Origin of the sequence: Nocardiopsis metallicus (assembly GCF_014201115.1) — a bacterium.
Lineage (GTDB): Bacteria > Actinomycetota > Actinomycetes > Streptosporangiales > Streptosporangiaceae > Nocardiopsis > Nocardiopsis metallicus.
Map to the genome: position 1 here is coordinate 7,534,680 of NZ_JACHDO010000001.1, position 22,236 is coordinate 7,556,915.

Annotated in this window: 17 protein-coding genes; 6 read left to right on the forward strand and 11 right to left on the reverse strand. The window is 69.1% G+C overall.

The window, feature by feature from the left end:
• Positions 1–4 precede the first annotated feature (4 nt).
• From HNR07_RS33185 to HNR07_RS33225, 9 genes are all read right to left on the reverse strand, one after another.
• Positions 5–901, reverse strand: a complete 897-nt coding sequence (locus HNR07_RS33185) for an alpha/beta fold hydrolase (RefSeq protein WP_184370731.1) — start codon at positions 899–901, stop codon at positions 5–7.
• Between the two features lie 102 nt (positions 902–1,003).
• Entirely contained in the window at positions 1,004–1,348 is a 345-nt protein-coding gene (locus HNR07_RS33190) for a DUF4873 domain-containing protein (protein WP_184370734.1), read from the reverse strand.
• 43 nt (positions 1,349–1,391) lie between these two features.
• Positions 1,392–2,909, reverse strand: a complete 1,518-nt coding sequence (locus HNR07_RS33195; protein ID WP_184370737.1) for a flavin-containing monooxygenase — start codon at positions 2,907–2,909, stop codon at positions 1,392–1,394.
• Positions 2,910–3,237: 328 nt separating this feature from the next.
• Positions 3,238–4,152, reverse strand: coding sequence for an AurF N-oxygenase family protein (locus HNR07_RS33200; RefSeq protein ID WP_184370740.1), 915 nt, complete (start codon positions 4,150–4,152; stop codon positions 3,238–3,240).
• A gap of 26 nt (positions 4,153–4,178) precedes the next feature.
• Positions 4,179–5,063 (reverse strand): SDR family NAD(P)-dependent oxidoreductase, encoded by an 885-nt coding sequence (locus HNR07_RS33205; RefSeq protein WP_184370743.1) that lies wholly within the window; start codon positions 5,061–5,063, stop codon positions 4,179–4,181.
• A gap of 428 nt (positions 5,064–5,491) precedes the next feature.
• Positions 5,492–6,310, reverse strand: a complete 819-nt coding sequence (locus HNR07_RS33210; protein ID WP_184370746.1) for a hypothetical protein — start codon at positions 6,308–6,310, stop codon at positions 5,492–5,494.
• A 38-nt stretch (positions 6,311–6,348) separates the two neighbouring features.
• Positions 6,349–7,644, reverse strand: a complete 1,296-nt coding sequence (locus tag HNR07_RS33215) for an ISAs1 family transposase (protein ID WP_221319007.1) — start codon at positions 7,642–7,644, stop codon at positions 6,349–6,351.
• 122 nt (positions 7,645–7,766) lie between these two features.
• Positions 7,767–9,395, reverse strand: a complete 1,629-nt coding sequence (locus tag HNR07_RS33220; protein WP_184370749.1) for an NACHT domain-containing protein — start codon at positions 9,393–9,395, stop codon at positions 7,767–7,769.
• 510 nt (positions 9,396–9,905) lie between these two features.
• Positions 9,906–10,817 (reverse strand): AurF N-oxygenase family protein, encoded by a 912-nt coding sequence (locus HNR07_RS33225; protein WP_184370752.1) that lies wholly within the window; start codon positions 10,815–10,817, stop codon positions 9,906–9,908.
• 177 nt (positions 10,818–10,994) lie between these two features.
• Between HNR07_RS33225 and HNR07_RS33230 the strand changes: the two genes are divergently transcribed.
• Positions 10,995–11,777, forward strand: coding sequence for a MerR family transcriptional regulator (locus HNR07_RS33230; RefSeq protein WP_184370754.1), 783 nt, complete (start codon positions 10,995–10,997; stop codon positions 11,775–11,777).
• 198 nt (positions 11,778–11,975) lie between these two features.
• Here HNR07_RS33230 and HNR07_RS33235 read toward each other — a convergent pair whose 3' ends face one another.
• The gene (locus HNR07_RS33235; protein WP_221319008.1) at positions 11,976–13,913 is read right to left on the reverse strand and encodes a GMC oxidoreductase; all 1,938 of its coding nucleotides are present in this window, start codon (positions 13,911–13,913) and stop codon (positions 11,976–11,978) included.
• A 218-nt stretch (positions 13,914–14,131) separates the two neighbouring features.
• On the opposite strand from HNR07_RS33235, the gene HNR07_RS33240 reads away from it, so the two are divergent.
• Positions 14,132–14,779, forward strand: a complete 648-nt coding sequence (locus tag HNR07_RS33240; protein WP_184370757.1) for a DUF6230 family protein — start codon at positions 14,132–14,134, stop codon at positions 14,777–14,779.
• Positions 14,780–14,783: 4 nt separating this feature from the next.
• The gene (locus HNR07_RS33245; RefSeq protein WP_184370760.1) at positions 14,784–16,250 is read left to right on the forward strand and encodes a DUF6114 domain-containing protein; all 1,467 of its coding nucleotides are present in this window, start codon (positions 14,784–14,786) and stop codon (positions 16,248–16,250) included.
• Between the two features lie 210 nt (positions 16,251–16,460).
• Here HNR07_RS33245 and HNR07_RS33250 read toward each other — a convergent pair whose 3' ends face one another.
• The gene (locus tag HNR07_RS33250; protein WP_184370763.1) at positions 16,461–18,290 is read right to left on the reverse strand and encodes a UvrD-helicase domain-containing protein; all 1,830 of its coding nucleotides are present in this window, start codon (positions 18,288–18,290) and stop codon (positions 16,461–16,463) included.
• Between the two features lie 891 nt (positions 18,291–19,181).
• On the opposite strand from HNR07_RS33250, the gene HNR07_RS33255 reads away from it, so the two are divergent.
• From HNR07_RS33255 to HNR07_RS33265, 3 genes are all read left to right on the forward strand, one after another.
• Entirely contained in the window at positions 19,182–19,832 is a 651-nt protein-coding gene (locus HNR07_RS33255) for a DUF1707 SHOCT-like domain-containing protein (protein WP_184370765.1), read from the forward strand.
• A gap of 132 nt (positions 19,833–19,964) precedes the next feature.
• Positions 19,965–20,585 (forward strand): SanA/YdcF family protein, encoded by a 621-nt coding sequence (locus HNR07_RS33260; protein WP_184370768.1) that lies wholly within the window; start codon positions 19,965–19,967, stop codon positions 20,583–20,585.
• 122 nt (positions 20,586–20,707) lie between these two features.
• The gene (locus HNR07_RS33265) at positions 20,708–22,165 is read left to right on the forward strand and encodes a hypothetical protein (protein WP_184370771.1); all 1,458 of its coding nucleotides are present in this window, start codon (positions 20,708–20,710) and stop codon (positions 22,163–22,165) included.
• Positions 22,166–22,236: the final 71 nt, after the last annotated feature.

Genomic DNA, 22,236 nt, shown 5'->3' on the forward strand with positions numbered 1-22,236 from the left:
GGCTCTAAACCTTCGGACCTGCGGAAACATGGTTGATCGCCAGCTTGTCGACCAGTTCGGCGAGGGTCTTGGGGACCTCCAGGGGGCCCATGTGTCCCAGGCCGGGGATCACGCGGACCTCTTCGCAGTTCTGGACGAGGCCGCCGATGTGGTGGGCGTGCCACGGCGGAGTGAGTTTGTCCTCGTCGCCGCCGACGACCACGGTGGGCACGGAGATCTGGCGCACCGAGTCGTCGAGCTCCAGCTTGGTCATGACGCGTCCCCACTCGCCGCGGGGGATGCCGCCGCAGTCGTGGACGAGCCTTGCGCACAGGCGCTTGGTGGCGCGGTCGGTCTTCCTACCCATGACCAGGAACCTGAAGACCTCGGTGCTGACGGCGTTGGCCGGGCCCAGGGGGAGCGGCGCGGTCAGGAAGATCTTGGCGCCCAGGGTTCCGAGGGCTCCGGGGAGGGGGATGGCGGTGGACCTTCCGGGCAGTTCGGTGCAGCCGGTGTTGGTCAGCAACACCGCGCCGACCTTCTCCTTGAAGGTCGCGCGCGGGCCCGCGGCCATGATGGTCATGCCGCCCATGCTGTGCCCCGCGACCAGCGCTTTGTGGCCGTCAGGAACGGTCGCTTCGAGCACCGCGCAGAGGTCGTCGGCGAGCTTGTCGGTGCCGTAACCGGCGCGGGTGATGGGGGTCTGGGAGCGGCCGTGGCCGCGCTGGTCGTACAGGACCACCCGCAGGTTCGGTTCGAGTCCGCGGACGACGGGACCCCAGGAGGCCAGGGAGGTCGACCAGCAGTGCGCGAACACCACGGTCGGCCCCTCGGCCGGGCCGCGGACCTCGACGTGCAGCTGGGTGCCGTCGGCGGAGCGCACCCTGAGCTCCTGGGCGTGGCCCACGTGTCGTGTCGCCATTGGGGGGGTTACCTCTCACTCTGGACACTCGGGAAGGGGAGTCCCCCCAGGACGGCGCGTGACCTGGGGGGACGTTCTAGGGGCCGCGGGGGCGGCCGGAACTCAGTCGTCGAGTTCGATCTGGGGTACGGCGAAGGGCGGTGTGCCGGATCCGCTGACGGGGTGGCCGCCCCAGAGGTTGGCGCTGTCGAGGACGCCGACCCCTTCGTGGCCGTCCGGGGTGCGCACGATGACGGTGCGCGCTCCGCTCCTGTAGGCCTCGGTGAGGCCGGGGTCGGCCGATAGGCGGCCCTTCCACCGGTAGTCGCCGGTCAGCGGCGAGAAGTGCCCGGCCAGGTGGGCCTGGACCTCGAAGCTCTTCCCGGAACCGTCGCTCTCCGAGGGATCCTGGAGAACGATGGTGACCGTGCCCCGGTACTCCTCTTCCTCGTCATCGAACCCGCTCATGCTGCTTCTCCCTCTCCGGCTCCGACTGTGGTCCCCGGCGTGCTCAGGCCGGGGCGGCTTCCTTGTTCCTCCTGGCCGAACGGATGCGGCGCAGGTCGTAGTTGTGCGGGTCGAACCAGCGGGTGCGCAGCGCGAAGTTCCAGGTGAAGGTGGGCCACAGCGTCGTGTTGCGGCCCTCCTCGTTCAGGTACCAGCTGTCACAGCCGCCGGTCACCCACACGGTGCCCCGCATGGACCTGTGCACCATCTCGGTGTAGGCGCGCTGGGCCTCGGGGCGCGGCTCCAGGCGGTCGATCCGGTTCTTGCAGGCGAACTTGAGCGCCTCCATCGTGTACCGGATCTGCGCTTCGATCATGAAGACCTGCGAAGTGTGCCCGAGGCCGGTGTTCGGCCCGGCCAGGACGAACGCGTTCGGGAAGCCGTTGACGGTCGTGCCCCGGAACGCCTGGACGTCGGAGCCCCAGTGCTCGGCCAGCGAGCGGCCCTCGGGGTTGAAGATGCGGTGCGCGATGGGCGGGTCGGTGACCTGGAAACCGGTACCGAGGATGATCGTGTCCACCTCGTGCTCGGTCTCCCCGCCGGAGGAGTCCCGGGTGACCACGGAGTTCGGCCGGACCTCGACGATGCCCTCGGTGACCACGTCCACGTTGGGCTGGGCCAGCGCGGGGTAGTAGTCGTTGGACATCAGGATGCGCTTGCACCCGGCGCGGAAGGTCGGGGTGAGTTTGCGGCGCAGCTCCGGGTCCTTGACGCTGCGGTTGATGTTGGCCCGCCCCAGGCGCTCCACGATCCCCAGCAGCTTGGGGTTCTTCGCGAAACCGAGGATGTAGCTCTCGCGGCCCCAGTAGATGCTCTTGCGGGCGATCTGCTGGGCGCCGGGGATGTTCCTGTACAGCCAGCTCTCGGCCTTGGTGATGTCGCGGTCGTGGCGGAACATCACCCAGGGCGCGGTGCGCTGGAACAGCGTCAGCCTGCCCACCTGCGGCTGGATCTTGGGTACGAACTGGATGGCGGAGGCGCCGGTGCCGATCACGGCCACCTTGCGGCCGGTCAGGTCGTGCTCGTGGTCCCACTCGGCGGAGTGGAAGAGCTTGCCCTCGAAGGTGCCCAGGCCCTTGATATCCGGGTAGGTGGGGTCAGCGAGTGGACCGGCGCCGCTGACCAGGAACTGGGCGGTGACGGTGCCGCTGGTGGTCTCGACCCGCCAGCGGTTGCGGTCGGGCTCCCAGCGGGCGGCCTTGACGTCGCTGTCGTAGCGGACGTGCTGGTCGACCCCGTGCTCACCGGCGACCCGCTTCATGTAGTCCCAGATCTCGGGCTGTGGGGAGAAGGTCCGGCTCCAGTTGGGGTTGAGCGCGAAGGAGAACGAGTACAGGTGTGAGGGAACGTCGCAGGCGGCACCCGGGTAGGAGTTGTCGCGCCAGGTCCCGCCGATGCCGTCGGCCCGCTCCAGGACCACGAAGTCCCTGAGCCCGGCCTGCCTGAGGCGGACAGCCATCCCGATTCCGGCGAACCCGGAGCCGATGACGGCGACCCGGTAGTGCGGTACTGCTTCGGTCACGATGCTGTTCCCTTCGTGCGGCCCGGTGCGGCGCGGTGCGGACCGGTGCGACCCCGGACTCCTGCGGATCGGCGGACTCTGCTTGCCGACCCCTGCGTACCGACCGGTAAGTATGGGTCCCCCGGGGACGTGGCGCGTTTCGCCCCCGGGGGAGGGGGTGTCGGGGGCTGAGCGCGTGGCGCGTTACGCGCTCGGCCCCCGACGTTTGGGGGACCGCCGCCGGAAGACGTGGCGCGTTTCGCCTTCCGACGACGGCGTTCTGGGGAGAGGTGATCCTCACGGGGGCGGATCTGGGGGGTTCTGGGGCGCTGGTTCCGTTCGCTGCGGCCTAGCGGCCGAGCAGGCCGGCCTTCTTCCAGAAGTACCTGCCCAGACCCGAGATCGCACCGGCGGTGTCCAGCGTGCCGACGACCTTGCGGGCGGCCCAGGTCTTGGTCTCGACCCAGTGCGGGTTGCCCCTGGCCACCCGGTAGGCCTCCTTGGGGTCGAGCCCGACCTGCTCGTAGACCTTCGGGCTGATCAGGCGGGTCGCGGAGTAGTACGAGACCAGGCCCAGCACGATCCGGCTGTAGGCCTTGTTCAGAGCGCCGCGCTCGGGCCAGTCCCGCTGGAACTCCTCGCGGGCGTAGCGCATGTGGCGCGCTTCCTCGGTCACGTGGATGCGGGCCACGGCGCGCACCAGCGGCAGGATCTGCTCGTCCGGGACGGCCTCGCGCTGGAGCTGGTCCAGGACCTCCTCGACGAACAGCGCGCCCGCGAAGATCAGCGGGCCGTGCGCGATCGCCTTGAAGACGCGGCCGAGGTGGAAGGTGACCGGGTCGAGCCGGTGCGTGTGCCAGCCCAGTTTCTCGACCATCTTCGCGAACATCACCGTGTGGCGGCACTCGTCAGCGATCTCGGTGTACGCGTACTGCACGTGCAGCGAGGTGGGGTCGTTGTGGTAGGCGTGCCGCACCAGCATCTGCATCAGGATCGTCTCGAACCAGATGCCGATGGTGGCGACGCTGGCGACCTCAAGGCGGGAGAGCTCCTTGCGCTTCTCGTCGCTGAGCTGGTCCCACAGGTGGGTGCCGTAGATGGAGATGCGCTCGGGGCGGATCGCCCACATGTCCGGGTCGACCGGGGCGTCCCAGTCGATCTCGACGAGGGGGTCGAAGGAGGCCTTGGCGGAGCCGCGCAGGAGGCGCTTGGCGATGTCCTCGCGGTCGGTGACCTTCGGCTTGGCGATTACTTCTGCGGTCATCGGGTTCCTCCTCAGACAGTGCTGATTCAAGAAGTGCTGGTGGCGGGGGCGGCGCTGGCGGTGGCACTGGTCTGGGCGTACGGGGAGCCGTGTCGTGCGTGCAGCCCCTGGGCGATCTCCGCCTCCGCGAAGGCGCCGTCCGTCAGGAGCAGGCCGAGCTGGAGCGAGACGATCTGTTCGGTGGTGCCGGGGAAGTGTTTGGTCAGGTGGAGCGCCGCGGTGCCGAAGGCCGTGCAGGCGACGTCGCGCGGGGCGCGCTTGGCGCCCGCGGCGCGGACCACGGTCATCACGGTGTCGCGCTCGGTCTCGGCGGGGACCAGCCCGTCGAGCGAGGCGCCGGTGGCGCGCGAGCTCTCGTGGATGGGGGTGTCGACGAAGCCCGGGTAGACCGTGGTCACCCCGACGTGCGTGCCGTACTCGGCGCGCAGGCAGTCGGCGTAGGCGGTCACCGCGCGCTTGGAGACGGTGTAGGCGCCGGCCAGCGGCAGCTGGAGGTTGGCCAGCAGCGAGGCGGTGATGATGACGCGGCCCCGGCTCTTGAGTAGAGCGGGCATCGCCGCGGCGGTGACCCGCCAGGTGCCCAGGAGGTTGACCTCCAGCGCCTGGTGGGCGTGGGAGTCGGGCAGGTGGCCGATGTCCACGGACGGGCCGACCCCGGCGTAGTGGATGAGCAGGTCCAGGCGACCGCCGAGCTGCTCGATGGCCTCGGTGACCCCTTCGCGCACCTGGGTGTCGTCGGTGATGTCGCAGGCGATGACACCGGGGGCGGCCTTGCGGTCGATGCCGACGACGTTGACGCCGAGGTGGCGCAGGACCGCCACGGTGGCGCTGCCGAACGCGCCGGAAGCGCCGGTGACGATGGCGTTCTGGCCGGGCAGCCGGCTCAGGTGGCGCGGCAAGGGGGTCGTCATGTGATCTCCTCCACAGTCATTGCCGGAACGTTACAACGGGCATTGTCACAATGCAATGGGGTGTCGCCAGAAATTTACTCGCGGGTAAGTTCCGGGACTCCCGAGTGCTGCGCCGCTCTGGCACACACGGAAGGGGGCCGTGCGTCCGAGCGCACGGCCCCCTGGGGCTGGTCACCTGCGAAGTTGTGGCTGGTTAGCGCCTGTGGTCTTGGCGGTTCGCCGGTGCGCGAGGGCTCCTTCTGTGGGTCCTGCTGCCTTGGGTCTGTGGTCTTGGTGCTGGCGGGCGGGCTGTGGCGAGACGGTCTCGGTCGCTACCGCCTGCGGTCGCGTCGGCGGGGAGGGGTGGCCGTGGCTTGTGGTCCTGGACGGCCGGACCGGCTCCTGCTCTCCCGCTGGCTGGCGCTTCTCCGGGCTGCCGGGCCCGAGGGTCACGACTTTGAATTCCCGGAGATTCTTGCGCGTGCGTGCCTGGCCAGCTTCAGGCCGTTCAGTTCTGGCGTGTCGGAACTTGAGGTGCCGTTCCGAATGTCGAGGAGCCTGAGGAGTGTCCTCAGGTCGCGCCTTGCGGAATATGAACTTAGGGCGAGGTAGATCATCGCCGCTGTGGGGGTTTTGTGCAATCCCGCATCTGTATTGAAATTGACAGTGTTCAGTGTCAGCAGGAAATGAAATTCCCTTGCTCTTGTGAGTTCAAGGATGTAAATTGTGACCAGGAGGAAAGTGAATATAAGTGCGATGGCCGGGTAGGGCAAGGGCTGCTCCTCTTCTTTTCCCAGGATGGATTCCAGGAAGAGGAATATTGAATAAAATAAACCTGACGCCACGGAACCTGCGACTGCAAAGGGAATAATCATCAGGATGGTGGACCTGAGGATGGAGGCATTTCCTCCGAATCGTGAATCTCCGATTTTGATGAGGCAGGAGGTGGCCGGAAGCTTTTCCCTCTCGGTGGATCTCACGTCTGCCTGCTGCAAGACGCGGTGGTATGCAGAACCAGGTCTGGTCATTGCTTCCAGTGGGGCCTTTTCTCTCGATCCTCGATGATTGTGATCCTGGTTTCGGACGGCAAGCTCGTCTAATCTTTGTGCGACGTTCTCATAGCGCAGTGCAGCCTCGACCAGGATTCGTGACCAGGGGGCGCGCTGGTCAGGAACGCCTTCCAGGGCTCGGTCGAGTGCTAGAGCGAGAAAGGGCTTCTCCTGGCAGCTCTCCACCAGAAGTTCCGAGTGGTCGGTCAGCAGGTTCACACCGACCTGGTCGGCCAGGGCCCCGGAGTTCTCGCGGTTTAGATCCATACAGGCCGAGTTCGTCTGATGCCGTGTAGGTCGAGGACTTTGTCCTTGCCTGTGTGGGCTCTGCGCCCGGACTGTGTGTTCTTCCACCCCGCGGCGCTCAGCGCCTGGCGGACGATGTCGGTCAAGCAACCCAACACGACCGGGGCCGCCCCGGTGCGGGTGCGCCGGGCGTCTTCGTTGAAGGTCACGTCCCGCACGTAGTGCACCCGGTTCTCCACCGTCCAATGACCGCGAGCGTGGGCCGCCAGTTCCGCGGGCGAGACCTGGTGGGCGTCCAGGTCGGTGACGGCGAAGACGACCTCGCGGCTGCCCTGGGCCTTGCCGTGCTCGCGGCGGTGGCGCTCGATGCGCACCACTTGTCGGGCCCCGGGAAAGGCCAGGCCCGTCACGGCGGTGACCTTCACCGACCGGTGTTCTTCGCGTCCGTGGGCGTGGGTGGGGCCCTGACTGTGGGCCACCGGTATCTGTGACCAGGGCAGAGTGGACAGCTGGGTGTGCAGCCTGGGCCGGTTGCCCTTGACATAGATCAGGTAGTGGGCGCCGCGCTCAAGGAGGTAGGTGGCGTGGTCGGCCACGGTGTGCAGGGCATCGGCGGTGATGATCGCGCCCAGGAGCTCGGTGTCGTGGAGTTGGTCGAGCAGGGCGGTGAAGGCGCTGGTCTCACCCTTCTTGTTGCCCAGCTGGGTGCAGGCGGCCACGGCGGCGTCGTGGTGGCGGGCGGCGTGCAAGGACATCGAGATCGAAGCGCGGCCCTTGCGCGGTCGGGCGCCGCGCTGGGTCTTGCCGTCCACGGCGTAGGCGGTGTGGCGTAGCCGTGGGGGTGGCATCTGGCATTGGCGGGTGCGGTGGGACCGGCGGTGTTCGCGTTCGGGTGCCCCGCCGGGGGTGCGGGCCGCACTGTGGGGTGTGGGTGGTGGGCCGGTGCGGGTGTCCAGGGTGGCCAGGCCGGCCCGGGCGAGTTGGGCGGGGTCCAGGCGGGCGAGCACCTCGCGCAGGGTGCGCTCGTCGGGGATGTGAATCCGCCCTGTGAAAGGGCAGACGGGAAGCCCCAGGCGCAGGAGGATGGGTGGGGGTGCGTTGTGAGCCCATTCGGTGATGGCTGTGGTGGTGTTGTGGCCGGTGGTGGTCAGAGCGCACACGCTCAGGGCGAGCAAGGCGGTCAGGGGGTAGCGGCGGCCGCGTGGGTGGCGGGGGTCGTCGATGGTGGCCAGGTGGTCCATCAGGTCCGGGGTGAGCGGTTCGGCGGGATCGGTTGTGAGAACGCCTTGGGAGCGAGATGATGACACAGCGGGTGCGGAGCCTTGCGGATAGTGGTGTCTCGACAACTCCATGATCCTTCAGGCCCGTGCCCGTTTTTGCATGTCAGAACCCGGTTATGTCCTCACAGGCGGTGTAGATCCGGCGTTCGTTACTTCCCCGACAAACCGCGAGAACTCCGGGGCCCTGCCTGGTCGGCCAGGCTGAAGGCGGCGGCCGCGTCCTGACTCGCGTGCGAGGTGAAGATCGTCAGGAGCCGTTCTCGGTTGCCCGAGACGATCTTCTCGAACACCGTGCCGAGATCGGGATCAGGTGTCCGCTCCGTGCGTTCGGCCCATTCCGCGGCGTCGCGCACGACCACCGAGAAAGCATGTAGTTGCCGCAGTCGCGCTTCGTCCCACTCCCTTCCCTCGTTCTCCATCAAGTCGTTGCGTTCGGCGTGGAAGTACTCAGGCCATTGCCTGGTCTCGTACAGCTGCGTCTCGAGGAAGCACTGGCCCAGCACCGAACGGTCGCCGAGATCGGCCACGTCAGCGAGCGCCTTCTCCGGTTTCTGTCCGCGCCGGAGGAGGGCGTGCGCGAAGGGGAGCGTCCCGCTGAGTCGGGTCCGGTTCTGGACCTGTAGGGAGTCGCGGAAGGCGCGGTGCCGGTCGATCAACCGCCGCCAGCCGTTCTCCTCCCCGTCCGCGCACTCCTTGGCCGCAAGGAACTCGCAGAAGGTGAGGTGTATGAAACGATACGACTCGCCCCGCCGCTCCTCACTGATGATCCCGGTGACGCTCGCGAGTTGGCGCAGGCGCCGTGCGGCCTCCACCTCGGAGCACTTCCAGGTCTGGCCGCCCAGGACCAACGCTCTCTTCCAGTCCAGGGAGTTGGCCGGCTGGTCCGGATCCATGAGGTGTTCCAGGGCCAACCGCCCCAGAAAGGCTTCACGCTCCCGGTACTCCGTGTCCAGGCGGCCCGGATGCTGGATCTGGCGCTGTCTGCGCATGACCAGGAGTTCCTCGACGACCCTCGAATAGAACTCCGTGCGGCTCTCCGGAATCTTGCCGTTGCCGTCCTTCCAGTCACGCTGGGTGTACATGGCCAGCACGAGGGGGTTTCCGCACAGATCCCGCAGCGTCGGACGGTCGTTGAGTTCGCGGTAGACGCGGTTGGCGTTCTTCTCCCGATCCGACGCGAACGGCCACCGCTGGAGGAAGAGGAAGATCTCATTCGGGCTGAAGGGTCGGACGTACAGCGTCTTCGGGTAGTCCTCCAGCAGGTCCGCGCGGACCTGCTGGTAGAACTGCACCCGCATGGTGACGACGACGGCGTTGCCTGGTGACTTCTCGGACAACCGCTGACTCAGACCGCGAAGGGCCGTCGCCACCTTGACGTAACGGTCGCTGGCGACCTCGTCCATGCCGTCGAGGAGAACGAACAGCCCTGGTCCGCTGAGCCAGGTGTCGAAGAGTTCCGCCATCTCGAAACCCTCGACCTGCGCCACCTGCTCCCGAAGTTCGTTGAGCAGCCACTCCGCCAGGTCCCGCTCAACCGTGAGGTGCGCGGGAGGGTTCAGGTTCTTGAGGTCCCGGAGGATGGGCAGCCGTCCCTGCCCGGGCTTCTCGGCGGTCTGCCGGCAGGTGTCCCGGTAGACCTTTTTGACCAGGGTCGACTTTCCGGACCCGGGGTCGCCCATGATGAGGAGGCGGCCGCCAGCCTCGAGCAGGTTGAGGCTGGTGTAGGTACGGCCGTACCCGCCGCTCTCCAAGGTCAGCGGTACGTACACCTCGTCCACGTCAAGAGCGGTATCGCGAAACCCGGGGACATGGAGCGAACGTGATCCAGCGTCCCCCAAACGGCTATTGCAGTAGCGCCTCATGCTGGAACGCGCGCGTATCGCCTGTCCCGCGTAGCGGCTGGCCCTCCAGAGGAACCCGTCGATGATCCTTCTGCCGTGTTCGTTCGTGAAGGCTCTGGCCTGCTTGCGGAGGTACTTCGCAAGTCCCATCGCTCCCAGGAAGCTGAGCAGCAACACGACCGCGCCCAGAAGGGACACAGACGTCGAGTTGGGGGTCGTGCCAAACGAGGTGAGCAGGGGGTCCATGGGCTGCACCTTGAGTTGTTGAGTTGTGGGGGGGAGTTCAAAATTGTAGTCCGGCACCCCCGCTCTCACGGGAGGAAAGAGGACTTCTCCCAGCCCCGCTGCCCAGTGAGCCTGAATCCGCGGCTCCCCGCCGGTCGCACACCGGTTTCGGGAGCCGCGGATCCATGACTCAGGCCCACCGAACCGGCCCCTGCCGCCCGATCAGCGGCCGAGCAGGCCCGCCTTCTTCCAGAAGTACCGGCCCAGCCCCGTGATCGCCCCGGCGGTGTCCAGGGTCTTCACGACCTTGCGGGAGAGCTCGGTCTTGCTGTCGATGAAGATCGGGTTGCGGTGCGCCACCCGGTAGGCCTCCTTGGGGTCGAGGCCGACCTGCTCGTAGACCTTCGTGTGGATCAGCCGGGTGGCGGAGTAGTACGTGACCAGGCCCAGGACCAGTCGCGAGTAGGCCTTGTCCACGGGGCCGCGCCTGATCCAGTCGCGGTGGAACTCCTCGCGGGCGTAGCGGATGTGCCGGGCCTCCTCGATCACGTGGATGCGGGAGGTGGAGCGCACGACCGGCTCGATGCTGTCGTCGTCGATCATCTCCCGCTGCAGCTGGTCGAGGATCTCCTCGACGAACAGAGCGCCCGCGAAGATCAGCGGGCCGTGCGCGATCGCCTTGAAGAGGTTGCCCAGCACGTGCGCGACCGGGTCGAGGCGGTAGGCCTTTGAGCCCAGCTTCTCGATCGCCTTGGCGAACATGACCGTGTGGCGGCACTCGTCGGCGATCTCGGTGTACGCGTACTGGACGTGCAGGGTCGTGGGGTCGTTGTGGTAGGCGTGCCGGACCAGCATCTGCATCAGGATCGTCTCGAACCAGATGCCGGTGGCCATGGTGCTGGCCATCTCCAGGCGGGAGAGCTCCCTGCGCTGGTCCTCGCTGAGCCGGTCCCACAGGTGGGTGCCGTAGATGGACACCCGCTCGGGGCGCATGCCCCACTTGTCCTCCAGCGGGGCGTCCCAGTCGATCTCGACGAGGGGGTCGAAGGAGGCCTTGGCGGAGCCGCGCAGGAGGCGCTTGGCGATGTCCTCGCGGTCGGTGAGTTTCGGTGTCTGCGCGTTTGCCACGGACATGGGGTACCTCCAGGGGGTGTTCCGTGTCGGAGGCGCGCCGAACGGGCGGTTTAAGTGATGTGACCCCGTTCACTCCGATTCTCCTGAACGTTACAATCTTCGTTGACATCGTTCAACGGCACGGAGGGACGGATTTACTGATGAGTACGGCTCTCCAGGGTCTCTAGGCTGGGTTGCATGGCCGAATACCGCATTGACGAACTCGCCCGACTCGCCGACACGACGGTGCGCAACGTCCGGGTGTACCAGGACAGAGGTCTCCTCGCCCCGCCTCGACGCCAGGGGCGCGTGGGCATCTACTCCGAAGCACATCTGGCGCGCCTGCGGCTGATCGGCCAGCTACTCCGCCGCGGCTACACCTTCGCCAACATCGGTGAGATGTTCCAGGTGTGGGAGCGCGGCGGCGACCTGTCCGAGGTCCTCGGCTTCGAATCCGCGATCGGGGACGCCTGGAGCGACGAGATCGCCGACTACATCAGCCTCGGCGACCTGAGGGAACTGTTCGGCAAGGGGGTGACCCCGAAGACCATAAAGCGTGCGCTGGACCTCGGCGTGCTCGAACGCGACGGTCTGCGCTTCCGGGTGCCCAGCCCGCGCCTGCTGCACGCCGGTGTGGAACTGGTCAAGCTCGGGATGACCGTGGGCTCGGTGCTCGACATAGCCGAGAACCTGCGCGACAAGATCGGTCACGTCTCCGAGCACATGATCCGCCTGGTCTCAGACCACATCATCGCCGAGTACACCGCGGGTAGCGTGCTCCAGCCCGAGGACATCGCGAAGATCGCCGAACTCATCCGCCACGTGCGACCCCTGGCCCAGCAGGCGGTGGACGCGGTCCTGGCCCAGGAGATGGCCAACCACCTCACCAACATCATGGGCGACCACTTCGCCGACGGGATGGAGACCCTGCGGAGCGGAGGCCTGTCCGCCTCGGAAACGGACGACCCGCACGGCCCCTGAGGCCGCAGCAGCACAGCAACACAGCCACACAGAGCCGTGCTCCCCGGCACCCGGCTCGCTCCGACCCCCGACAGCTTCGACCCCCGACCCCCGAAGACTTCAACCCTTCGCACAGCGGCCCCCACCGCTCGAAGCCGGACAGACCACGGGCCCGGACACCGCTCAGGTGTCCGGGCCCGCGTGCGGCCCGGAGCCGGGTCAGCTCTTGGGCGCCTCGGCGCCGATCTCGGCCGCCTTCTCCTCGATCTGTTCGGCGATCTCCCCGGCCGCCTCCCCGCCGGGCGGCTCCGTGGAGCTCACCACGGACAGCGGCAGCGACTTCGTGAAGCGCAGCTCGGCGAAGGCACCGGTCGGGACGGCCGGGTCGCGCGGGTAGACCGGCTTGGTGCGCCGGTAGTCCTCGCCCTGCGCCGGGCGGGTGTCCTCCTCGCCCTTGTTCGGCCACATCGACATCGCCCGCTCGGCCTGCGCGGTGATGGTCAGGGACGGGTTCACGCCAAGGTTCGCGGTGACCGCCGAACCGTCCACCACGTGCAGCCCGGGGTGTCCGTACAGCCGGTGGTAGGGGTCGATCACGCCGCTCTCGGGGCTGTCGCCGATCGGGCAGCCGCCCAGGAAGTGCGCGGTCATCGGGATGTTGAAGATGTCGCCGACGGTGCCGCCCGGGTAGCCGTCGATCCGCTCGGCCAGTCGGGTGGCCGCCTCCTGCCCCTCGGGGATCCAGGTGGGGTTGGGCTCGCCGTGCCCCTGCCGGGAGGTGAGCTTCTTCCCGCCCAGCAGGCCCCGCTTGACCGAGGTGGTCAGCGAGTTGTCCAGGGACTGCATGACCAGCCCGATGATGACCCGCTCGGACCAGCGGCGGTTGGAGAAGCTGCGCATGAACACGTACGGGTGGCGCGCGGCCAGGCCGAGGAAGCGCAGCCAGCGCGGGATCTTCCCGCCGCCCGGCACCTGGATCGCGGTGAGCAGCCCCATCGCGTTGGAGCCCTTGCCGTAGCGGACCGGTTCGATGTGGGTGTTCGCGTTGGGGTGGATGGAGGACGTGATCGCCACGCCCTGGGTGAGGTCCTCGGGCGGCGGCACCTGCTTGCTCATGGCGCCGACCAGGGCCTCGGAGTTGGTCCGGGTCAGGGTGCCCAGCTTCTCGGACAGCCGGGGGAGCATCCCGTTGTCCCGCATCCGGTGCAGCAGGGTCTGGGTGTTGTAGGTCCCGGCCGCGACCACGACCTGGCGCGCGGTGAAGGTGCGGGCGTTCGACCGGCGCCGCGGGGCGTCCGTGCGCAGGGTGTCCACCGCGAAGCCGCCGCCCTCGGACTCGGGGCGCTCACGCAGCCGCTCGACCGTGGTCAGGGGGTGTACTTCGGCGCCGCCACGCTCCGCGAAGTACAGGTAGTTCTCGGTCAGGGTGTTCTTGGCCCCGTGCCGACAGCCGGTCATGCACTCGCCGCACTCCTTGCAGGCCTTGCGGTCGGGGCCCGCGCCGCCGAAGTAGGGGTCGCCGACGGACTCGCCGGGGGCCGCCTTGTTGCCCTCGCCGTCCTGGCCGTCGCCGAAGCACACGCCGACGGGGGTGAGGCGGAAGGTGTCACCGACGCCCATGTCCTCGGCGACCGCCTTCAGATGGACGTCGGAGGGGGTGACGGTGGGGTTGGTGCGCACGCCGAGCATGCGGCGGGCCTGGTCGTAGAAGGGCGACAGCTCCGACTTCCAGTCGGTGATGTGCCGCCACTGCGGGTCCTCGAAGAACGCGTCCATCGGGTGGTAGAGCGTGTTCGCGTAGTTGAGGGAGCCGCCGCCGACCCCCGCGCCGGCGAGGATCATGACGTCGCGCAGCAGGTGGATGCGCTGGATGCCGTACATCCCGGCTTGCGGGGCCCAGAGGAAGTTCTTCACGTCCCAGGACGAGGACGGGAGCGTCTCGGGTGTGAAACGGCGTCCGGCCTCCAGGACGCCGACGCGGTAACCCTTCTCCGTGAGGCGAAGGGCGCTGACCGATCCCCCGAAGCCGGAGCCGATCACCACCACGTCGTAGTCGAAGGCGTCGTCCTGGGCGGCACCGTTCACGCCGGGGTTCACGTCATCGGCATCCGGTTGTGCTCTGCCGTCGGCGGGGTCTTCTGTGCGCTGAGGGGACATGGCTTGGGTCTCTCTCCAGGTCGGAAGCGGTTGCCCGTAATGCGCCGGATACGAGTCCGCAACGATGAATGCGCCATCTAGAAATGTGACAACCCATATTGTAATGTTCGTCACTACCGCCGAGTAAGGTGTGTTCCATGTAACACGCGTGGCGTGCTTCGGCGCAAGTCTCGTTCCCCCTCGCCGCTTCCCCCAGCGGCGGAACACTGGAGGTTCACATGCCCAAGGCTCCCGAAGAGGCGCCCGAGGCTACTCAGGACATGCCTGAGCAGCCCGAAGGCAGCGGTGGAACACGCTGGCGCAGATTCGCCCTCGTCGCCGTCCCCGGTTTCGTGGCGGCCGCCGTTCTCGGCGGCATGACCACCCAGGGCCTTCTCGCCGCTTCCTTCGCGGTCTCCGGAGACAGTTTCAAGATGTCCGCGGAATCGCTCGAGGGCAACGGTTTCAGCCAGTACGGCGACGTCGCCAACTCGGTGGACGGCTCGGCCCGCCCCGTCGGCCTGTCCACGATCAACACCGCGGAACTGGACGACCTGTGCATGTCCTCCCTGTGGGACCTGCCCATCGGTGAGGCCACCCTCGTCATCAACGCCGGGGCCACCAGCCCGGTCCAGGGCAGCAACCTCGTCATCGACATCGAACAGCTCCAGGGCAACGCCGAGTTCAGCGCCATCGAGATCGGCCGTGACGCCAGCACCCTGGACAAGGCGGAGGGAGGCCAGGGCCCCGCGGGTGGTTTCGGACTCCAGTCCGACAGCATCACCGTCTCCGACATGCAGCTGACCACCTGGGCGGTCACCTCCGGTTCCCTGCGCCTGTCCGGACTGAACCTGGCGATCAAGCCGGGCAACCACGAGTGCTTCTGAGCCCATGGCCCACGCACTGAACCCGCTTCGCTCGGGATGGGGATGGTTCCGCGACTGGCGACGGACCCGTCCGTTCTGGGGCGGAGTCCTCCTCGTCGCGGCCGGCGTCGAGCTGCTGGTCGCACCGGCCGCGCAGAGCCTGATCCTGCCGATCGACCTGATCATCTACGCGGGGATCGCCGGGGTGTCCGGTCCGCTCATCGCGTTCCTGCTGATCACGCTCGGCGTGCTGAGCTGGTTCCAGCCCGCCCAGCACGTGTTCTTCGGCCTGGTCGGGGTCATGCTCGCGCTGGTGTCCTTCGTGACCTCCAACTTCGGTGGGTTCGTCATCGGGATGCTGCTCGGAATCGTCGGCGGGTCTCTCGTGTTCGCGTGGGCACCCGACGCCCGGCGGCGCTCTCGCAAGCGCCGCCGGGCTGCGGTCCCACCCGAGGACGAGGCGGGCGGCGGGGTCGATGACGACACCGACGCCGATGCCGCCGACACGGGCAGCGCTGACGCCGACAGCGACACCAGCGGCACCTCCGCCGGGGACACCCCCGGCACCCGCACCGGCACACGTGCCGAAACCCCCGGTGACCACGGCATCGCGACAGCGGAGACCGAGACCGTCACCGACCCGCGGGGCGGCACCCGGCCCCTGGTCGCGCTCGCCCTGCCACTGGCCGTCGCCGTGGCCGTCGCCTCGGCGCCCGCCCCCAGCCTGGGCTGGCCCTGGGACTGGTTCCTCCCCGGGGGCGACGAGGAACAATCCGAGGAACGGCCCTCCGAGAAACCCTCGGACGAGGCCTCGGAGGAGCCCGGCAGGGGTGACCCCGGAGAGGGTTACCCCGAGGACCCGAACGACGACGAGGACACCGAGGGCGAGACCGAAGACGAGGAAGAGGAAGAGGAGGAGCTGGAGGAGGACGAGGACGCCGGCCCCGAGGAGTGCCAGCTCAAGATCGGTGACGACGCCGTCACCGAGGACGAGGAGGACTTCCTCGCCGTGGTCCTGGCCTGCCAGTCCGCACAGGAGGAGGGCGATTACCCGGAGGTCGTGGTCGATTCCGACTACGACTGCTTCCGCGGCTCGGTCCGCGACTCCGGCCTCACCGCCGACAGCCTCACCATGTACGGAGCCCGCTACCGGGGCGTGGTGGAGTGCCCGACCGCGGACGGCCCTCAGCGCTACATCCGGCTCACCATGAGCCGCGGCGACATCCGCAACGGCGAACTGTGGTTCGACGACCTCGGTACCCGGCGCAGCCTCGGGCTGCCCACCATGAACCTCACCGGTGACGTGGAGATGCACGTGACACGCATGCACGTGCGGCTGCTGGGCATCCCGCTGACCTTCACGCCGGACTTCCCGCCGCCGCTCCTGCTGCCGATCATGTACGTGACCGGCGTGGAGGTGGACAACCCGATGGCCTCCACCGACTCGATGACCATCCCCAACCTCAACGGTCGGTACGGCGGGACCGCTTAGCTCCCCGACAGATCTCGGGGAACCCCTGTCCCGGAGAACGGTATAGAGAACGGGGGCGCCGCGGCGACGGCGCCCCCGTTTCCCGTTCCCTGCGCCTCCCCGAAGCCGGACCCGGAACCGAGCCGGACCGGACCGGGTTCCGGCCGGTTGACCGGTACCCGGCTGCCGCGGGCGATTCAGGGGGTCACGGGTTCGGCCCCGGACCCCACCTCACCAGTTCTCCGAAATCAGGCGGCTGGGCTGTCCCACATGCGAGACGTACAGCGCGTCCCGGGCCCGGGTACAGGCCACGAACAGCAGCGTCCGCTCCTGCTGGTAGGCGTGCTCCAGCGCTACCTGGTCGCCCTCGGCCGCCTCGAGCGCGGCCTTGGGAGGCAGGAGGTGGTCGCTCACCCCGACCAGGGCCACGCAGCGGAACTCCTGCCCCTTCATCCGGTGCATCGTGCCGACCCGCACCGCCGCGGTGTCGCCGGCGCCCTCCAACGGGGTGGTCGGTACGCCGCGGGCCTCCAGCTCCTTGGTGACCCCGCGCACCACCCACTGGTTGCGCCCGGCCACCGCGATCTCGCTCGGGTTCACCCCGGCCTCCAGCCACACCCGGACCCACTCGCCCAGCGCGGTGAGCTCCTCGGTCCGGCTCTCGCAACCGCGCACCACCGGCGCGGGTCCGCGCAGCAGCGAACGGTAACCGGCCAGGGTGTCGGCGTCGTCGTCCATCCCCAGGGCGGCCCGGCGGCCCAGGATCGGCATGCTCCAGTCCAGGATCTCCTGGGTCACCCGGTAGCTGACCCGGAGCCGGTGGCCGCGGCCGCGCACGTTGATGCCGAGCGAGGCCAACGAGACCCGGTTGTCGGACACCCGCTGGTGCGGGTCGCCCACGATGAACAGGTCGTCGGGGCCCTCCGGGACCGAGGCGCGCAGCATCCGCCACTGCGCCGGGTGCAGGTCCTGGGCCTCGTCCACCACCACGTGCCGGAACAGCGGGCCGGACCGGCCCAGCACCCGGGCCGCCTCACCGGCCAGCTGTGGGTAGGACCACAGTCCTTCCACCCGCATCGCGCCCACGTAGCGCCGCACCGTCTCCCACACCTGCCGCCGGTGCTCGGGCGCCAGGTGCTGGACGCGGCCGCTGCGCTCGCAGCGGATGTAGTCCGGCAGCAGCTCCAGGCCCTTGGCCAGGATCACCTGCTCCCACTCGTCCACCAGGAAGCGCCCGGAGAAGGGCAGGCCGTCGGCGAGGGCGACCGCGCGCCAGCGCTGGGCCAACTCGTCCTTACCGGCCATCCGCGGGGCCGTGCTGGTGTGCGTCTGCACGATGGAGCGGGCCAGGCTGTCGATGGTGGCCACCTTGACCCTGGAGCGGGTGCCGGGGTCGGGCAGCAGTTGGTCCAGCCGGTCGGCCAGGGACTGGGCCAGGGCGCGGTTGTAGGTGGTGAGCAGAACGGACTCCCGGGTGTCCCCGGGGTGCGCGGCGGCGTCCAGTTCGGCCAGGTGCGCGGCGCGGTACAGGGCCATCACCGTCTTGCCGGTGCCCGGGCCGCCGGTGATCTGCGCCGAACCGTTGAAGTGCGCCTCGGTGATCCGGTGCTGGTCCGGGTGCAGGGTGATCTGCCACTGGGCGAAGGGCGAGCTGAGCGCTCCGGCGAGCTCGGGCGGGCCGGTCGGGGTGAGGTCGACGGGGTCGACCCCGGCCTCGACGAGGCTGTCGGGAAGGGCCGCGGGGCGCAGGCTGCGGGCGTAGCGCAGGGCCTCGTCGCGCGGGCGCACGGTGAGCAGCCGGTAGGGCGTCTCGTGCGCCTGGTCCTGCCCGGCGTCCTCGGTGCCGGGCTCGGCGCCGGGGTCGGGGACGATGACGCCGGACCAGTCGGGGGCGATGCTGACGACCCGGACCCGGGGGTCGGCGGCGCCCGCGACGGACTCCAGTCCGGGCTGGTCACCGGCCTGGTAGGCGCGCATCACAGCCAGGGTGTTGAGCTGGACGTCGGGCGTGAGGCGGGTGAAGTCGCTGAGAAACGTCGGGGCGATCGCGAGGGCGGACACGTCGTGGATTCCTCCGGTCTTCGACCTGATGGCGGCTCTTTCGGACGGTCGGAGCGGATGGTGTCTGGCGAGGGTGGAGCCGGCGGGAGGCTCCGCTCTCACTGGAAACATGCTCGCCGGGGAATTTGGGCAAACGCCGCTCGGAGGGCGATTCTCGACCATCGCGCGGATCGCCTTGTGGGTGGCGTTTTCGCAGTTCAAAGGATGCTTTACGGAAGGGTGTTCGATAGTCTCGCGAAGATTTTCGACGGCATTCGGGGCGGGGGATCCTGACCTGCGGTTCTTCGCTCGCCGTGTGTGTCCATAATGTGGGTTATGGTGCTGTCCGAAACTCGCGTCTCGGGCTGGCGCCGTCCTGTTTCTCCTGAGGGAGTTGGGAGAGGGGAGGGTGTCCTGGCCTACGGGTTGGGGGTGGCCGAAACCCGAGGGCGGGGCTGAGGTGGTAGGGGCCCGAAAACATGAGGGACCCTGGGGTTACCTTCGCAGTCTGGCCGGTTCCGGACACGCTCTGTGCAGGAAGGTGTGCGGTGCGACATGGTGTAGCCACCCGGGGAGGTACGACGCGTGGTTCAGGACTCTGCCGGGGTCCGTCCTACCCCGGCAGAGTCCTCAACCACGTCCTCAACAACCCTAGAGAAGCGGTACCCAGTCCCCGTCCCCTCCAAAGCGGGGACGCCCGGGCAAACCGCGGCGACCCCGAAAGGGGCGCGCGTGGTGTGAACCCAGGGGCCCCTGAGGCTCGGAACGCATCTTCCACGGCGGGTACGACAGACGGGCTCCCCTCAACGACCTCCCTCCGCCGCCCGCGCCGCGAACTCGGGAATCCCCGAACCGGCCCCATGCCCTAACGTTGGTGGTGACCGAATCAGGCGGAAGGAGCGGGACGAGCACGTGGCCCCCGACGACATGAACCACATGCGCATCTCGGACACCGAGCGCGACCAGGTAGCCGAGATCCTCCGCGAGGCCGCGGGTGAGGGCCGACTGGACCTCGACGAACTCGACGAGCGCCTCAGCGCGGTCTACGCCGCCAAGACCTACGCCGACCTGCGGCCCGTCGTGTCCGACCTGCCCGCCGGGGCGGCCGGGTTCGGCGGTCCCGCACCCACCGGGGCAGCCCCGACCGGCGGCGGCCAGGGACTCTCGCCCACGGGCCGCCAACCCCTCGTGGGCGGCCAGCCCCTGGTCCTCAAGGGCCAGGGCCACCCCGTCGTGCGCAAGGGCGAGTGGACGGTGCCCCACCGGGTCGAGGTCGACGCCCGTTTCAACAGCACCAAACTCGACTTCCGCGAGGCCCGCCTCACCACCCCCGTCATCGAGGTGTGGCTGGACGCCTCCTGGGGGTCGGCGGACCTGGTCCTGCCCGAGGGAGCCACCGCCGAGATCGACGTGGACGCCTCGTGGTTCGGCAGCATCCGCTCGGACATCGACTCCATCCCGCGCCACGGCACCCCGCACTTCGTCATCACCGGCAAGAGCCAGGGCGGCGCGCTCAAGGTCCGGTACAAGAGGTCCGGCGGCTGGAGCGACCTCTTCAGTTAGGACGGCACAGTTGGTGAGGGCGGCACAGCGGCTGACCGAGGCCCGTGAGCAGAACCGCGTGCTCCCACCGTGCGCCATGATGGTGTGGCCGCGCGGCAGGGGCCGCGCGCCGAACGGGGAGGACACTCGGCTGTGGGTATCTGGATCGCGGCGGCCGGAGCAGGCGTGCTCGCCCTCGGACTGTCGCCCTTCGCCTGGACCTACCTGGCCAGCGGTGGCCGGCGCGGGAGCGTGGACACCGTGCCCCACCGGCCCGTCGCCGTGGTGCTCGGCGCCGCCGCCTGGGCCGACGGCCCCTCCCCGCTGCTCGCCCGCCGCCTCGACCTGGCCGTGCGGCTGGTGGAGACCGGAAAGGTCGACCGCGTCCTGGTCTCCGGGGACAACCGGGAGGTCTCCCGCCGCGAGACCGACACCATGACCGACTACCTGGTGGCCCGGGGCGTGCCCGCGGACCGGGTGACGGCGGACCCGTTCGGCTACCGCACCTGGGACACCTGCGTGCGAGTCAGGCGGCTCTACGGGGTGGACGCGGCGACCATGGTCACGCAGTCCTTCCACCTTCCCCGTACCGTCTCCCTGGCCCGGGCCGCCGGGATCGACGCCGTGGGCGTGGGCGACCCCAGCCTCGGCGCCCGCCGCCGCTCCACCCTCGTCGGTTACGCCCGGGAGGTCGGCGCGGCCGCCAAGGCCCTGAAGGACGCCGTCCTGCGCCCCGCTCCCGCCCGTGGCGAGCTCACCGACAAGGACGGCTGAGGGCTCCTGAAGCCCTCCCGAAGGGCTACCGGAACACGGCGGAGAGTTCGCGCGGGGCCGGTGAGAAGCACGACCTCGCCGCGCGATTCGCGCAGAACCCCTGAGCCGGGATAATCGGGCCTATGAACGCGACCACGGGAAACGAAGAAAACGACAACACGGAGAACGTGGAGAGCGCGGAGGCGGTGGACTGGGCCGCGCTGGCCCCCGACGGCGGCGAGCGCATCCCCGAGCTGCTCGCGCAGGTCGCCGCCAGTGACAGCGCCCTGTCCGACCTCCACGACATCATCCACTTCCCCGCCCCCGGTCACCGGGCCGCCCCCGAGGCCGTGGACCGCCTGGTCGACATCGCGATCGCCGAGGAGACCCCGCCCACCGACCGCTGGCGCCCGCTGAGCCTCCTCCTCGAGCTGGTCAGCGCGCACGCCGAGGACCGCTTCCCGCAAGCCCGGGACCTCGGCCAGTGGCGCGACGAGGTGGCCTGGGCCGTCTCCAACGACGCGGACAAGGTCCGGGCGCAGTACCGCACCTGGATGGAGGAGGCCCCCGACGAGCAGCACTTCCACCGAATGCGCAACCGGCTCGCCGTGCTGGAGGCCGACGACGGCGCCGAGCTCCTGCAGGCCGAACTGGACACCTACGAGGCCGTCCTGGCCCGGGTCCCGGACCTGGTCACCCTGCTCAAGGGCGGCGCCAACCGGGGCGGCCTGGACCGTGCCGGGGAGTGGGTCAGCTACCTGCTGGGCTTCCTGTCCGGCGAGGCCGAGCGCATCTCCTCCGAGATCACCGGTGCCTCGCAGATGCTGCTCGCCAAGGACCTGCGCCCCACGCCCAAGGCCCCGACCTCGATGCGCGAGATGATGACCCAGGGCCTGGACAGCGGTGAACCGCTGCCCGCGGAGCTGTTCGCCCTCGGCCTGGTCGCCGACCCCGCGGACATCGACACCACCGTCGGCCTGACCCATCAGATGGCCAGCGGTAACCTCTACAACTCCTTCGCCGCCTCGGTGGCGCTGGTCCTGATCCACGGCGAGAACACCCCGCGCGAGGGGCTGCGCCGGATCGGCCGCGGCGGCGGGACCTCGGTGGGCTACGAGGGTCTGTTCAACGAGTCGTGGCCGCACTGCGGCAACCGCTCCCCGCAGGTCCTGGGCTTCCTGGCGCTGGGCCGCGCCGGGGACCGCGCCCGCCGACTGCGCCTGGACATCCTGCCCGGTCTGATCAAGGGCGAGGACGAGTCGCGCGCCCTGGTCACCGGTGCGGCCCTGGAGATCGTCCTGGGCCCCCGCTCCAAGGGCTACACGGCCGAGGAGCACGCCCAGGCCGAGTACGAGGAGGAGACGCTGAAGGTCCTGTGGACCATCGCCGAACTCCCGGCCTCGGCGTGGGAGGACGAGGAGTTCACCGCGACCCTGCGCGCCTGGGCGCTGCCGGACGACATGGAGGAGTTCTGCGCCCTGGTCGGCGTGGAGTCCGAGCCGGAGGCCGAGGAGGCCCCCGAGGCCGCCGAATCCGCCGCCCCGCAGCAGTCGCAGGCGCCCACCAGCCTGTTCGGCCGCCTCTTCGGCGGGGGCCGCTGACCCGTCCGCACCCGCACCCGGCCCAGTCCTTGGCGGGCGCGGGCGCGGGTGCGTTTCCAGCGATGACCTTG